We start from the raw sequence: 15,732 nt of genomic DNA on the forward strand, positions 1-15,732 counted from the left end.
ATTACTTAAAATTTACCGCAGGCTTATTTAATATTCCTAACTTTCAGCAACCGAAAAACTCATAGGTCATGTCTGCACTTTTCGAAAATGATGAACCATTTGAAAATGTCATTTCCATTGAAAACAAGTGCACCCGGCTAAATCTAAACGAAAATATCTACGGAACTTTCGCCGAGATTGGGGCCGGGCAGGAAACCGTTAGGCATTTTTTCAGGGCAAAAAATCCCAAAGGAACCATTGCAAAGACCTTAAGCGCTTACGATAAGGATTTTAGTGATGCCATTTATGGTCTGGATCCCCAACACCGGTATGTAACCGAGTATCGGTTAAAAAGCATGCTGCAATATGAGACCAAGCTTATAGAAAAAAGGATTTCCCGGATCAAGCATCCCAATAAAATGTTCTTCAGCTTTGCCAATACCGTGGCAACCATAGACTGGGCTAAAAAATACAAGGGCCATGGCTGGCTGGGTATTCGGTTTCAGCGAGAACCCAGACAGGAATACAGCGAGATCATCCTGCATGTTCAGTTACACGAGAACAGCGCCGCCCACCAGCAAATCAGCCTTGGCGCAATGGGAGTAAACCTCATCTACGCCGCTTACTACCAGAGCGATGATCCAAAACTGGTCATGCAGCATTTATATGACCATTTGGACACGGGGAAGATTGAGATTGATTCAATTAATTTTACCGGTCCTATTTTTAAGGAAGTTGACAACCGGTTAATGAGCCTTCATCTGGTTAAAAATAATATTACTGATGCCGTTATGTTTTCTGAAAAAGGAAATAATATTCTCCCGGCCAACGTCCTTTATAAAAAGAATCTCCTTACCCTTCGGGGGAGCTTTAGGCCTGTTACCAATCTAAACCTGGATATGTTCCGGACTTCCAGGAAGCTTTTTCTCCAGGAAAAAGATGTTGATAAGGAAAATACGGTAATCATTTTTGAAATGACCCTGAACAATCTTAAAGCTGAAGGTGAAATTGATGAAAAAGATTTTCTGGATCGGGCAGACCTTTTATGTGCTTCAGGACATACGGTGATGATATCGAATTTTCAGGAATACTATAAAGTAGTTGAGTATTTTTCCCAATACACCAAAGCCAAATTAGGCCTCGTCATGGGAGTAGATAATTTGGAAGACATTTTCAATGAAAAATATTACCGGCAACTCAGTGGCGGAATTCTGGAAGCTTTTGGAAAACTTTTCTTCAAAAGCCTTAAAGTTTATCTCTACCCCATGATAAATGAAGAGACCGGCGAAATTACCACCAGTAAGAATTTGAAGGTTCACCCAAGAATGCGGGAACTGTATAAGTTCTTTGTTGATAACAACAGGGTTGTTGACATTACCGATTACAACAAAGAAGCCCTAAAGATCCATCCCCGTAAAGTTTATGACCTGATTGTGGAAGGAAATCCGGAATGGGAGAAAATGGTTCCTAAACTAACGGCTAAAATGATCAGGGAAAAAAACATGTTCCAAAAGCCGGCATCAGCTAAATCCTCTCATTAAAAAAAGCATCAGGTAGAAAACTCACTTTTTGAACTTCTGTCATACATCACGATACTTCCGGCCACTGAAACATTCAGGCTTAACCTGGATTTAAACTTTACCAGGAAATGTGACTTTTTGATAGCTTCATTAGAGAGCCCATGATCTTCAGCTCCTAAAAGATAGACGCAGCGTCGCGGATGCACAAAAGTTTCCAGAGGTTCTGCCTTTTCATCATGTTCAACCCCCACGAGCATCGCCCCTTTGGGAAGGTGAAGGTAAAAATCCTCAAAAGTATCGTAATGGAAATAAGGCATGGCGCCAACAGCTTTATGGGTGTCACTGGCCTGCTTTGCATAACGATTCCCTATGGTAAAAATAAAACTGGCTCCCATATTTTGAGCCGATCTCCATAGTACACCCAGATTCTCAGGTGTCTTGCCATTTTGAATTCCTATTCCAAAAAATCCCTGTTCCAGGTTATCAATCTTCATATTTCAAAAGTAATATTCTGACATGAATTGGGCTCAAAGAGTTTTTTCATAGGTGTTTTCTTGAAATTCAGCGAATAATTCCCTGCAATTCAAAAAGTTAAGATAAATTAGATGCTCTTTAACTAACTAAATCCAAATTAAATGATTTTACAACTAAACATTGAAAAGATGAAGGTGATTGGAAATCTTGCCTGCATCTTTATTTTATTTTCCGGGCTTCTTCTTATTACTTCATGCAACAATCACAAATATGAAGAAGTGAAAGAAAAAAAAGAAGAAAAAGCAGCAATGACATTGGCAGATAGTATTAAAAGAGGTGAATACCTTATTGCTTCTATTGGCTGTACCGATTGCCATACTCCAAAGCGAATGGGCGAACGAGGTCCAGAAGATATGCCGGATATGTTCCTGGCAGGCCATCCCGCGGATGCTAAAATTTCTCAAATGAACATGGACGCAATCAAAAAAGGATGGTCAATGTTTTCTCCCAATTTTACCGCAACAGTAGGACCCTGGGGGATTTCTTATGCAGCAAACCTAACTCCCGATGATACGGGATTGGGAAGCTGGACGAAAGAACAATTTATCACGGCTATTCGTGAAGGAAAATACAAAGGTCAAAAATCTGGAAGAGATCTGTTGCCTCCCATGCCATGGTTTAATTTTGCCAAGCTCACAGATGAAGACCTGGAGTCTATGTTTAAGTATTTGCAAACAATTCCTGCAGTGAATAATGCAGTACCTCCACCAACCACCCCCGACCAGTTGAAAAACCTTCCAAAAGCATAGCAATAAAACCGGTTTCACGACCGGTTTTTTTATTTTAGAAAGCTCTGTATCTTATTCTGAAAGGATCAGAAAGAAAAATGCGGCGATTGCAGCTCCAACAAGTGGTCCAACAACAGGGATCCAGGAATAATTCCAGTTACTATCGGTTTTATCTTTAATGGGAAGTAAAAAATGTACAATTCTCGGACCCAAATCCCGGGCAGGATTAATGGCATAGCCGGTAGTTCCACCTAGTCCCAAACCTATTCCCCATACGATAAATGCTACAGGAATAGCACCAATGGAACCCAGGCCAACCGTAGTATTATTTGCATCATCCAATCTCGCATCGGTGAAATAAAAAACAGCGGTTAACAATACAAAAGTTCCGGTTACCTCCGTAAGAAGGTTACGAGGAATATTGAAAATAGCAGGTTCGGTGCAGAACACGGCTCGTTTTAATCCCGGATCGGGCGTCCTGTCAAAATGATCCTTATACATATGATACACCAGGAATGATCCTAACATGGCTCCAATAAATTCCGCGAGTATATATTCTGGAACCAGCTCCCAGGGAAAGACTCCTCCTATAGCAAGGCCAACGGTCACTGCCGGGTTCAAATGTGCGCCGCTGTAAGGTCCGGCCACTACTACTCCGGCAAAAACCGCAAGTCCCCAGGCGGTGGTAATACTTACCCAGCCCCCGCCATAACCTTTGGTGTCTTTTAAAATATCATTGGCAACATTAGAATTCCCAATGAGAATAAGTAAACCTGTACCTAAAATTTCGGCTATGAATGGTGTCATATCTTTATTAATTTCGAGTCCAATACTCTACGGCGTTTACTGCTTTATACCAGCCTTTTATTCCAGTTTCAATTTTTTCCCTGTTTTCCTGTGGTTCGAACTTTCTTTCTTCTTTCCAAATATCGATTAATTCTTCGATATTTTTCCAGAATCCTACAGCCAGACCGGCAAGATAAGCGGCACCAAGGGCTGTGGTTTCGGTAATTTCGGGTCTGACCGTCGTGGTGTTTAATACGTCGCTCTGGAACTGCATAAGCAAATTATTCACGGTTGCTCCACCATCTACCCTCAATTCAGAAATTTTCAGCCCCGCGTCAGCTTCCATAGATTTCATAATGTCCATAGACTGATACGCGATGGCTTCCAGAGAGGCCCGGGCAATATGCGCATCGGTTGAACCGCGTGTTAATCCAAAAATAGTTCCTTTAGCTTTCTGGTTCCAATGCGGCGCTCCCAATCCTGCAAATGAGGGGACAAAATAGACACCTTCGGTGCTTTCGATGCTCTCTGCTAATTTCTCAACATCTTCCGATCTTTTTATAACTCCAAGACCGTCTCGCAACCATTGAACAACCGCACCACCAACAAAAATACTCCCTTCCAGCGCATATTTTACCTCATCACCAATTTTCCAGGCTACAGAAGTGAGTAGATTATTTTCGGAAAGCACAGGTTTCTCGCCGATGTTCATCAGCATAAAACATCCGGTTCCATAGGTGTTCTTAACCATCCCTTTCTCCAGGCAAAGTTGCCCGAACAAAGCCGCCATTTGGTCACCAGCAATACCTGCAATGGGAATTTTAGCCGAAAACATGGCTGTTTCTAAATAGCCGTAAACTTCGCTTGAATCTTTTACCTCAGGAAGCATGGATTCAGGGATATCAAAAATTTCCAACAATTCGTTGTCCCAGCCTAAGGTATGGATATTATAAAGCATGGTACGGGAAGCATTGGTAACATCGGTGATATGGAGTTGCCTTTTGGTAAAGTTCCATATGAGCCACGAATCTATTGTGCCCATTGCGAGTTCTCCCTTTGCTGCCATTTCTCTGGCTCCGTCAACATTTTCAAGGATCCATTTTACTTTGGTAGCCGAAAAGTATGAATCTATTACCAGGCCTGTTTTTTCACGGATAATTTTTTCTTTTCCTTCCTCTTTTAAAGCTTCACAATACTCCAGGGTTCGTTTATCCTGCCAGACAATGGCATTATAAACCGGCTTCCCTGTGTTCTTATTCCATACCACACAGGTTTCCCGCTGATTGGTAATTCCCATTGCCGCCACATCATTTCCGGAAAGACCTGACTGAGTAACTACCTGTGCGGCAACCGACGCCTGCGAAGACCAGATCTCCATAGGATCATGTTCTACCCAACCCGGCCGGGGAAATATTTGTTTGAATTCCTTTTGAGCCACCGAAACTATAGCTCCTTTTTTATTAAAAAGAATAGCTCTCGAGCTGGTTGTCCCCTGATCCAGGGCAAGTATGAATTTTTCCATATTTAAGCGGTTTTCTCTTTTTTTAGCATATAGTGCTTCGCAACTTCCTTAAACTCCAAAAGCTGGTTTTCTATCCAATCCTTGTCCCTTCCTAACTCCCAAGCCATTATTTTTGCTACTTCAGGAGCCATTCTTATTGCCGCTGCGGAATCCAGGAACAAGGCTCTTACCCTTCGAGCAAGCACATCTTCAAGAGTCCTGGCCATTTCATATTGAACCGCCCAAACAACCTCGGCCTTTAAAAACGGTAGCTCTTCATCCAGTCTTACTCCCAGTTCTGGCCGCTCATTAATAAGATCAAAAATCAAGGTTTTATCACTTCCGTAAAGTTGAAGGTGACTATCCTTTGTTTTCTGTGAAGTTGCTCCATGAATTAAAAAGTTTTCGGTCACGCACTCACGAAAGGGCAGGAATTTATGTTCAATAGCATAATCGAGGGTATCTTCAGCCATTTTTCGATAGGTGGTCCATTTTCCACCGGTAATGCTCAAAAGTCCATTTCCCGAAAGCATGATTTTATGGCCGCGGGAAATCTCCTTGGTTTTTCTTTCATCATCTCCAGAAGCCGCCAGTGGCCTCAAACCTGCGAAAATACTTTTAACATCTTTTCGGCTCACCTTCCGGATGAGATATTTATTGAAGTTATTCAAAATAAAATCAATCTCTTCTTCAAGGGCAACCGGCTCCAGACTTGGTTTTTCAAGAAGGGTATCGGTTGTTCCCACAAGCACTTTATCCTTCCACGGAACAGCAAAAAGAACACGCCCATCATCGGTTTTAGGAATCATAAGCGCATGTTTACCAGGAAAAAATTCTTTATCAAACACCAAATGCACTCCCTGGCTCGCTCTAATAATTTTTTTAGCTGTCGGATTTGCCATATTTCTTATGTAATCTACAAAAACCCCTGTAGCATTTATAACAAGTCGGGAATGAAAGCGATACGATTTCCCGGTTTCCTCTTCTATGGCCTCAACCCCATTTACCATATCTTCTTTATCCTTCAGAATATTAATAACCTTGAAATGATTAAGGCAATAACCATCGTTTTCAATGCAGGTTTGTGCAAGGTTAATAGCCAGCCTGGCATCATCAAACTGGCCATCCATGTATTCCACTCCTCCTCTAAGGTCCTCCTGGATGAGGGTTGGAAACCTATTTATAATTTTTTTTAAGCTGATGCTTGCAGATTTTCCCATACTCAATTTTCCTGCAAGAAAATCATAGGTTTTAAGGCCAAAATTGTAATATAATCCTTCCCACCACGCATAATTAGGAATAACGAATTTTTGCTTTTTTACCAGATGAGGAGCATTTTGTGCCAGGAGTCCCCGTTCGTTTAGGGCTTCCCTTACCAGCTCCACATTCCCCTGAGCCAGATATCGTATGCCTCCATGCACTAATTTTGTACTGCGGCTTGAGGTTCCCTTTGCAAAATCAACCTGTTCCAATAGTAAGGTTCTATACCCACGAGTTGCGGCGTCTACCGCAATTCCCAGCCCGGTAGCACCCCCACCTATAATAAGAACATCCCATTGATTCTCTTCGGAAAGCTCACGAATAAGTCGTTTTCTTGCGAATTGATAATGTTTCAAAATATTTCCTTTTATTTCGTAATAATCTAAAAGTAGAAATTTTTCTTCTTTTATTTTCGTTTATCGCAATTTTTATCATTCGTTTAATTTCTTTTTATTTCGTATAGCAAAATATTTGATATCTTTGAAATTAAATTCTTCATATGCTCCGACACCAACAAATTTTGGAAAAGCTAAAAAAGGATAAGTATATAGAAGTGCAGGATCTGTGCGAGATACTGGACGTTTCAGCTGTTACCATTCGTAAAGATCTACGGCTTCTAGAACAGAAAGGCCTTCTGTTTCGTACCCACGGGGGCGCCTCTCTCGAAAATCCTTATATAGCTGAAAAACCGGTGATTGAAAAGGAAAAACTTTACACCGAAGAAAAATCGCGCATAGCCACTAAAGCAGCATCATTGATCCAGCCCAACGATACCATTATAATTGGCTCGGGAACCACCGTTCAAAATTTGGCAAAAGCAATTGTTCCAAAAGAAAAACTCAGCGTCATTACGTCTTCGCTGTATGTTGCGCTGGAACTCACAAAATATGAAGAGATTGAAATCATTCAGCTTGGGGGGCCGCTTCGACATTCCTCTGCTTCTGTTACCGGTTATTATGCTGAAGAAATTCTAAAAAATATCACCTGTCACCAGTTATTCCTTGGGGTGGATGCCATAGATACCGAAAATGGGTGTACCACTACCAGCCTGGAAGAAGCGATTTTGAATAGAAAAATGATAAAAGCAGCACAAAAAGTGATTATTCTGGCTGATTCTACCAAATTCGGAAAAAGGAGCCTGGGGAAAATCTGTGATTTGGACCAGGTTCATGAAATTATCACGGATGATAAGATCTCTTCAAAAACTTTAAAACGGCTTAAGGATTCCGGAGTAAAAGTGAGTATTGCCTAATTATGAACCAATAATTGAAAAGTTTCTTTAATTATTTCTAAACATTATCTAAAACCTTATTTGATTCATGTTCTCTTTCTTAACTTTAGGTGATTTCAGATTGTAAATCAGTAAAATACCAATTAAAAAAGCAGAGTAAGAGTGAATAAGAGTAGAGTAATTATTGAAAATATTAAGCCCGCAGTTAACTGTGGGGAATACCCCATAAAAAGAGTCGTTAATGAAAAGGTTTCGGTTAGTGCCGATATTTTTGGAGATGGCCATGATATAGTTCAGGCATCTATTCATTTTAAACCGAAAAATTCCCGCAGTTTTCAGGAAAGTCGTCTCCACCCCACCTTCAACGACCAGTGGGAAGGAAATTTCAAGGTTGAAAAACAGGGTTATTACGATTATCATATCGAAGCCTGGGTTGATCATGGTCTTACCTGGAGGCATGGTATTATTAAAAAAATAGAGGCGGGACAAAAGGTGAATTCTGAATTACTTGAAGGTGCAGATTTGCTGAAACCACTCTTAAAAACTTGCACGACCTCAGAAGCCGGCTTTATCAAAAAAGCCATTGAAGCCTTTACTGATGAAAATCGATATGAAGAAGCTGCATCTATTTGCCTTCATGAAGAGCTGCATCAGCTTTTAGTAAAATATCCTCATAAGGCAGTGCCCAATGAATCTAAAAATTATCAAGTCTATGTCGATCGCGAAAAAGCAAGATTTAGTACCTGGTATGAGTTTTTTCCGCGTTCAGCATCTTCCGAAGAAGGAAAACATGGTACTTTTAAAGATTGCGAAGAGCTGCTGCCACGAATTTCAGAGATGGGTTTTGACACTCTATATTTTCCGCCGATACATCCCATCGGGGAGGAAAACCGCAAGGGGAAGAACAATGCGACCCGCGCCAAAGAAGATGATGTGGGTTCTCCCTGGGGAATAGGTTCAGAAAAAGGTGGTCATAAATCTATTCATCCCGAGTTGGGTGATATTGATGATTTCAGGCATCTTGTTAAAAAAGCCCAGGAAATGGGTATTGAGGTTGCGATGGATTATGCCTTGCAAACGGCTCCAGACCATCCTTACGTAAAAGAGCATCCAAAATGGTTTAAATGGCGTCCTGACGGGACTATTCAATATGCCGAAAATCCGCCTAAAAAATACCAGGACATTTTGCCAATCTATTTTGAATCTTCAGAATGGAAAAAAATGTGGCAGGAGTTTCTCGATGTGATGTTATACTGGATCGAAGAAGCAGGGATACGAATCTTCCGGGTAGATAATCCGCATACAAAACCTTTTTATTTCTGGGGCTGGCTGATAAATGAGATCAAAAAGAAACATCCTGATATTCTTTTTCTTTCAGAAGCTTTTACCAGGCCAAAAATTATGAGTCAGCTTGCCAAACAGGGCTTTACCCAGTCTTATACTTATTTCACCTGGCGCACGAACAAGCATGAACTCACCGAATACGTGAATGAACTTACAAAATCAGAATTAAAAGAATATTTCAGGCCCAATTTCTGGCCAAATACGCCAGATATCAACCCGTATCATTTGCAGGGAGCTAATGAATCTATGTTTATGATCAGGTATTTTTTGGCTGCCACTTTAAGTTCCAATACGGGTATCTATGGCCCGGTCTATGAATTCCAGGTTTCAGATGCTATTCCGGGAAGAGAAGAATATTTAAATTCAGAAAAATACCAGGTAAGCCATTGGGACTGGAAGGCAGAAAATAAGCTAATGCGGATAATCGCAAAGATCAATAAAGCCAGGAAAACCAATACTTCCCTTCAACAAACCAATAACATTCAGTTTTGTGATATTCATGACGATGGATTAATGGCCTATTATAAATGGGACGAGGAGCGTGAAAATGAAACCCTAATGGTTGTTAGTTTAGATCCTTATTATCAAAAGCAGGGAACCGTAAGGGTGCCGCGTCACGAAATGGGTTTACATCACGGTGAAAACATCAGGGTGGAAGATCAAATTACCGGAAACTCCTATAATTGGGACAAGGAATGGTGTTATATAGAATTACATCCCGCAATGCCGTTTCATTTATTTACAATTCATAAAAACTCATAGAAATGTCAGAAGAGGCCGTATCAAACATGAAAGAGAGTGAGTATAAATTTAAATGCGATTGGAAACTCGCATTTGAAGATGAAAATTTTGTGAAAACCTTCAGCACGGAAATTCTTGAAAATTATATTCTGAAGCAGCGGTGGTACGCGGGTAAATCAAGCACTTTGAAATATATTGAAGTGGTAGATTCTTTCAAGGTAGCCTCATCAAAGAATATTTATTACGGGGTGCTCATAGAAGTGAATTTTAGTGAAGCTTTTTTTCAGAACTATTTTATCCCTTTGAGCTTCATTACCGCCCAAAAAGACATAAAAGAACAAACTTCCACGATAGCTCCGGCGAGCTTTAACGGGCAGGATGGCTATCTTATTGACGCCATTCATATTGAAGATTTCAGGAAGCTGGTTTTTGATAAAATAATGGCTTATTCTGCCGACAATCCTGATGAGAAAACTGTTTTTCACCGCTCTGAAACTGTTCAGCCTCAAAAGTATAAATCTTCAAAGTTCATGGGCGGCGAGCAAAGCAATACTTCCATTATTTATAATGATGAGTATGTAATGAAGTTCTTCCGCAGAATTTACACCAGTACAAATCCCGATTATGAGATCATTCGTTTTTTAACCGAAAAAAGCAAGTTCAGGCATATTCCGGGATACGTTGGAAGCGTCAATCTTTCTTTTGAAAACGGTGAAACCATCACCCTGGGCCTCATGCAAATGCTTATTGAAAATGAAGGTGACGCATGGAAATATATGCTGCAGGAGCTTAAAAAGGTATTTTCAGGTTTAGAGAGCAAGAAAATCAAAGCTTCCAGCTTACCCGATATTTCTCTTTATCAAAGGCAGCCAATTCATTCCATTCCTCCCGAAATTATTGATTTTGCCGGGCTCAATCTTTTTCTTAAAGTATCAAAACTGGCGCTTAGAACTGCCGAAATGCATATAGCCCTGGGAAGTGACATGCAAGATACCGCTTTCACTCCTACAAAATATAATGGCGATTACGCTGTCTGGCTTAAAAACAGGCTCATTTATATGTTCCAGAACAGGGTGAACACCATAGAAAATAACATGCACAAATTAGAAGGGGAAGCCCTGGAGCTGGCAAAAGATTTTCTGGATCGCAAAAAAGAGATCAGGGAACATTTTCTCAATTTCAACTGGACAAAAATGAAGAGTGAACGTACGAGAATCCACGGTGATTATCACCTAGGACAGGTTTTGGTCGATCACGACGATTTTTACCTGCTAGATTTTGAGGGGGAGCCCGAGAGTACCATTCAGGACAGGAAAGTGAAACAACCTCCTCTTAAAGATGTTGCAGGCATGTTTCGCTCCTTTCATTACGCCATTTATTCAACTATTTTCAATAATAGCGATAAACTCTCCCCCTGCCAGGAAGAACTTTTTGCCGCAGGAGAGATTTTATACAAATATATGATCGCCGTTTTTATGGAAACCTACGTAAAAACGGTTCAGGAAAACAACCTCAATATTGGTTATAAACAGGAAATTGAATTTTTACTGGATTATTGTTTGCTGGAAAAAGCAGTATATGAACTGGGATATGAACTAAATTCACGCCCACGTTGGACTATTATCCCTTTAAGAGGAATAGCCAGTATTTTAAAACACAAGAAAAAATAAAAATATATTATGAAGAAAGACGTACAGGTACATTCTTTTTTTTCAGATTTTGATATTTCCCTATTCAGGGCTGGAAAACATTTTAGGCTTTACGAGAAATTTGGTGCCCATATAACCGAAGTAGATGGTGAAAAAGGAGTTTATTTTGCCGTCTGGGCTCCTTCGGCAAAAAATGTTTCAGTGATTGGAGATTTTAATTACTGGCTGGAAGGCGAACATCCTCTTAATGTACGGTGGGATGGCAGCGGAATTTGGGAAGGTTTTATTCCCGGTGTTAAAAAAGGGGACAAATACAAATATAAAATTCAGTCTAATGTCAATGACATGACCCTGGAAAAGGCCGATCCCTATGCATTAAAATGTGAACGTCCGCCTAATACGGCTTCTATAGTCTGGGATCTTGACTATAAATGGAAAGATAAAAAGCATATAGGTTCCAGGAAGGATAAGAATTCCCTGGAAAGTCCTTATTCCATCTATGAACTGCATTTAGGTTCCTGGCGAAAAAATATGGATGAAAACCGTTCCCTTACCTATACCGAAATGGCCGATGAACTTGTAAATTACGTCAAAGAGTGCGGATTTACCCATGTGGAGTTTATGCCAATTATGGAATATCCTTATGATCCTTCCTGGGGATATCAGTTAACAGGGTATTTTGCCCCCACTTCCAGATTTGGTGATCCGCAGGAATTCATGCACCTGGTGGACGCTTTTCATGCCGCTGGAATCGGGGTGATCCTGGATTGGGTCCCTTCGCATTTTCCTGAAGACAAGCATGGTCTGGGGCTTTTCGACGGCTCTCATTTATATGAACATCCCGATCCCCGAAGAGGTTATCATCCCGACTGGAAAAGCCTGATCTTTAACTACGGAAGAAATGAAGTGCGTTCTTTTTTAATTAGCAATGCCATTTTCTGGCTCGATAAATATCATGCTGATGGCTTGCGTGTGGATGCCGTGGCCTCTATGCTTTATCTTGATTATTCCCGGGAAGATGGAGAATGGGAACCAAATGAACATGGCGGACGCGAAAACCTGGAAGCGATAAGTTTTGTAAGAGAATTGAATCAGGAAGTCTACAAAAGTTTTGAAGGTGTACAAACCATCGCCGAAGAATCCACTTCTTTCCCTATGGTCTCTAGACCTGTTGATTTAGGTGGCCTTGGCTTCGGAATGAAATGGATGATGGGCTGGATGCACGACACCCTCGAATATTTCAAAAAAGATCCTATTTACCGCAGATATCATCAGAATGATATCACTTTTAGTATGACCTATACCTTCACCGAGAATTTCGTGCTTCCTTTAAGTCATGACGAGGTAGTTTACGGCAAACATTCCCTTTTGGGGCGTATGCCCGGCGACGAATGGCAGCGGTTTGCTAATCTAAGGCTTCTCTATTCTTATATGTTTACCCACCCCGGCGCCAAATTACTTTTCATGGGTGCTGAAATTGGCCAATATGAAGAGTGGAATTACAATACCAGCCTTGACTGGCACTTGCTGCAATATGATTATCATAAAGGAATAAAAAGTTTATTAACCGGATTAAATAAGTTATATAGAAAAGAACCTGCCCTTTATGAAAAACAGTTTGTGGCAGAAGGCTTTGAATGGATCGCTTATGATGATTCAGAAAATTCTGTCTTAAGTTATATCAGAAAAGGAGAAGATCGTAAGGATGACCTAATCATAGTCTGCAACTTTACTCCAAGCGTTCTTGAGAATTATCGCGTAGGAATGCCGCGTGAAGGTAAGCTAAAAGAGATTTTCAGCTCTGATAAAAGAGAATTCGGAGGATCAGGAGTTAGCAATAAGCAGCTCAAAATAGAAGAAACCGCCATTCATGGAAAAGATTTTTCCGCCAGTATCACAATACCACCCTTAGGTACGGTAGTTTTCAAAATTTTATAATCGATTTTTGTATTTTTTTCATTTGAATAAGTTTCTTTTGTATCCACAATTTTTGAATGTAGACCTATGATTACCAATACAGAGCTTGAACAGAAGGGGAATTTATTCCCCGCAGGATTAATTTCATATGAACACGACCAGGACACCATAAATTTTATATCTAAGAACGGGGTACGATTGCAGGTCACGGTTCTTCGCGATAATATGCTTCGTTTTCGATATTCTACCAATGGTATTTTCGAGCATGACTTTTCCTACGCAATAGATGAAGACAATCCTCAGGGATTCAATAAACTTACTGTTGATGACAATGAATCACATGTAGAAATAATAACTGAAAAATTTATATGCCGCGTCGCAAAAGACGATCTGCGGGTAGGAATGTATGAGCTTGACGGCAGGAAAATACTTGAAGATGAATTAGGATTTCACTGGGAAGAGACTTTCGAATTTGGAGGAAGCTTTGTGAAAATGAGCAAATCATCAAAAGACCAGGAAAACTATTTTGGTCTTGGCGATAAACCTACCAATTTTAATTTAAAAGGAAAACGTCTGAGCCTCTGGAATACTGACCAGTATGCCTACGGAAAGGACACCGTGGAATTGTACAAGGCAGTGCCGTTTTATATGGGACTGCACAGCAATATTTGCTACGGAATCTTCTTTGACAACACCTTTAAAACTCATTTTGATTTTTGCCAGGAACGAAGGAATGTTACCAGTTTCTGGGCCGATGGTGGCGAAATGAACTATTATTTCATTTACGGTCCGCAGATGGCCGATGTACTCACCACCTACACCGATCTTACCGGGAAACCGGAGCTTCCGCCAATGTGGGCTTTGGGATATCATCAATCTAAATGGAGTTATTATCCGGAAAGTAAAGTAAGAGAGATCGCGGCAAAATTCAGGGAACTGAATTTTCCCTGTGACGCCCTTTATTTAGATATAGATTATATGGAAGGTTTCAGGTGTTTCACCTGGAATAAAGATTATTTTCCAGACCCAAAACGAATGGTTAAGGAGCTCGAAAATGACGGTTTTAAAACCGTGGCTATAATCGACCCGGGAATAAAAATAGATCTTAATTATCCGGTATTTAAAGAAGCGCTGGAAAAAGATTATTTCTGTCGGCGTGCCGATGGTCCAAAAATGCGTGGAAAAGTATGGCCGGGAGAATGTTATTTCCCCGATTTTACTAATCCCGAGGTTAGGGAATGGTGGAGCGGACTTTATCGTGAGCTCATTGGCGAAATAGGTGTAAAAGGTATCTGGAATGATATGAACGAACCCGCAGTCATGGAAGTTCCCGGAAAAACCTTCCCTCTTGACGTGCGTCATGATTATGACGGGCATCCGTGCAGCCATCGTAAAGCGCATAACGTTTATGGTATGCAAATGGCAAGGGGAACTTATGAAGGAGTGAAAAAATTCAATTTCCCTAAACGTCCATTTATAATTACCCGGGCAAATTATGCCGGTGGACAACGTTATACTTCTACCTGGACCGGAGATAATGTGGCAAGCTGGGAGCATCTTTGGCTAGCAAACGTGCAGATTCAAAGACTTTGCATGAGCGGGATGAGTTTTGCAGGATCAGACATTGGCGGATTCGCTGAGCAACCCTCAGGAGAACTTTTCGCACGGTGGATCCAATTGGGTATTTTCCATCCTTTCTGTAGGGTTCATTCGTCTGGAGATCACGGCGAACAGGAACCCTGGTTCTTCGGAGACGAAGTATTGGGAATCACCAAAAAATATGTGGAGTTGCGATATCAGCTTCTGCCCTACCTCTACACCGCTTTTTTCCATTATGTCCAGGAAGGAATCCCTATTCTTAAACCATTGGTTTATTATGATCAGGAAGATGTTCAAACCCATCATCGAGCCGATGAATTTATTTTCGGAAACCAGATTTTGGTGTGTCCTGTTCAGGAACCAAACGTACAGGGAAGAAGAATGTACATCCCGAAAGGAAAATGGTATAACCTCTGGAATAATAATGTGGTCACCGGCGGACGCGAAATGTGGGTTGAGGCTCCTTTAGAAACTATTCCCGTGTTTATCAAGGAAGGAGCTATTATTCCAAAATATCCGGTTCAGCAATATGTAGATGAGAAGAAAATAGAAGAAGTTCAGCTGGACGTCTACTATAAAATAGGAAAAGAAAATTCAGAATTCTATGAAGATTCCCATGATGGATACGAATATCGCCAGGGAATGTTCAGTCACCGTACCTTTAAATTTACAGGTAAGGAAGATGAAATGATCCTGCGCCAGCATAAAAATGGAAAATATTCAGCACCCTATAAGAATTTCAAGCTGAAGGTATTTGGACTTCCTTTTGAGGTTAAACAGATCTTTTTTGACAATGAAGAAGTAAAACCTGCAGATCTGGAGTATAACGACGAAGATAAAAGCTTTATCATATCAAAAGAATTCAGTGAACTGCACCTAGTAGGCTGATCTTGTTGAAGGAAAATAGAAAAAGCGGCGGTTTGGATGTTTTCAAACCGCCGCT

The 15,732-nt window shown here is 40.7% G+C and carries 11 protein-coding genes; 7 read left to right on the forward strand and 4 right to left on the reverse strand.

The features are described from left to right. The first annotated feature begins 68 nt into the window (after positions 1-68). On the forward strand, positions 69-1,520 hold the full coding sequence (locus C7S20_RS03170; protein WP_107011114.1) for a nicotinate-nucleotide adenylyltransferase: 1,452 nt from the start codon (positions 69-71) through the stop codon (positions 1,518-1,520). A gap of 8 nt (positions 1,521-1,528) precedes the next feature. On the opposite strand, the gene C7S20_RS03175 is transcribed toward C7S20_RS03170, so the two are convergent. Next, positions 1,529-1,993, reverse strand: coding sequence for an RNA methyltransferase (locus C7S20_RS03175; protein WP_107011115.1), 465 nt, complete (start codon positions 1,991-1,993; stop codon positions 1,529-1,531). Positions 1,994-2,134: 141 nt separating this feature from the next. Between C7S20_RS03175 and C7S20_RS03180 the strand changes: the two genes are divergently transcribed. Beyond that, entirely contained in the window at positions 2,135-2,782 is a 648-nt protein-coding gene (locus C7S20_RS03180; RefSeq protein WP_159039859.1) for a c-type cytochrome, read from the forward strand. Positions 2,783-2,833: 51 nt separating this feature from the next. Here the strand turns inward: C7S20_RS03180 and C7S20_RS03185 are convergent, their stop codons facing one another. Genes C7S20_RS03185 through C7S20_RS03195 form a run of 3 tightly spaced genes read right to left on the reverse strand, consistent with a single transcriptional unit; the run spans position 2,834 to position 6,664 of the window. After that, positions 2,834-3,568: an MIP/aquaporin family protein gene (locus C7S20_RS03185; protein WP_107011117.1), complete on the reverse strand. Its 735-nt coding sequence runs from the start codon at positions 3,566-3,568 to the stop codon at positions 2,834-2,836. Positions 3,569-3,575: 7 nt separating this feature from the next. After that, entirely contained in the window at positions 3,576-5,069 is a 1,494-nt protein-coding gene (gene glpK / locus C7S20_RS03190; protein ID WP_107011118.1) for a glycerol kinase GlpK, read from the reverse strand. A gap of 2 nt (positions 5,070-5,071) precedes the next feature. Beyond that, positions 5,072-6,664, reverse strand: coding sequence for a glycerol-3-phosphate dehydrogenase/oxidase (locus tag C7S20_RS03195; protein WP_341476515.1), 1,593 nt, complete (start codon positions 6,662-6,664; stop codon positions 5,072-5,074). A 143-nt stretch (positions 6,665-6,807) separates the two neighbouring features. On the opposite strand from C7S20_RS03195, the gene C7S20_RS03200 reads away from it, so the two are divergent. From C7S20_RS03200 to C7S20_RS03220, 5 genes are all read left to right on the forward strand, one after another. Continuing rightward, positions 6,808-7,560: a DeoR/GlpR family DNA-binding transcription regulator gene (locus tag C7S20_RS03200; protein ID WP_107011120.1), complete on the forward strand. Its 753-nt coding sequence runs from the start codon at positions 6,808-6,810 to the stop codon at positions 7,558-7,560. 141 nt (positions 7,561-7,701) lie between these two features. After that, positions 7,702-9,645: an alpha-1,4-glucan--maltose-1-phosphate maltosyltransferase gene (locus C7S20_RS03205; protein ID WP_107011121.1), complete on the forward strand. Its 1,944-nt coding sequence runs from the start codon at positions 7,702-7,704 to the stop codon at positions 9,643-9,645. A gap of 2 nt (positions 9,646-9,647) precedes the next feature. Beyond that, complete coding sequence (locus tag C7S20_RS03210) at positions 9,648-11,294, forward strand: maltokinase N-terminal cap-like domain-containing protein (protein ID WP_107011122.1); 1,647 nt, start codon at positions 9,648-9,650, stop codon at positions 11,292-11,294. A 9-nt stretch (positions 11,295-11,303) separates the two neighbouring features. Further along, entirely contained in the window at positions 11,304-13,211 is a 1,908-nt protein-coding gene (gene glgB, locus C7S20_RS03215) for a 1,4-alpha-glucan branching protein GlgB (RefSeq protein WP_107011123.1), read from the forward strand. Between the two features lie 66 nt (positions 13,212-13,277). After that, a complete protein-coding gene (locus C7S20_RS03220; protein ID WP_107011124.1) occupies positions 13,278-15,677 on the forward strand; it encodes a glycoside hydrolase family 31 protein in 2,400 nt (799 codons plus the stop codon). Positions 15,678-15,732 lie beyond the last annotated feature (55 nt).

Origin of the sequence: Christiangramia fulva, assembly GCF_003024155.1 — a bacterium.
Taxonomy (GTDB): Bacteria; Bacteroidota; Bacteroidia; order Flavobacteriales; family Flavobacteriaceae; genus Christiangramia; species Christiangramia fulva.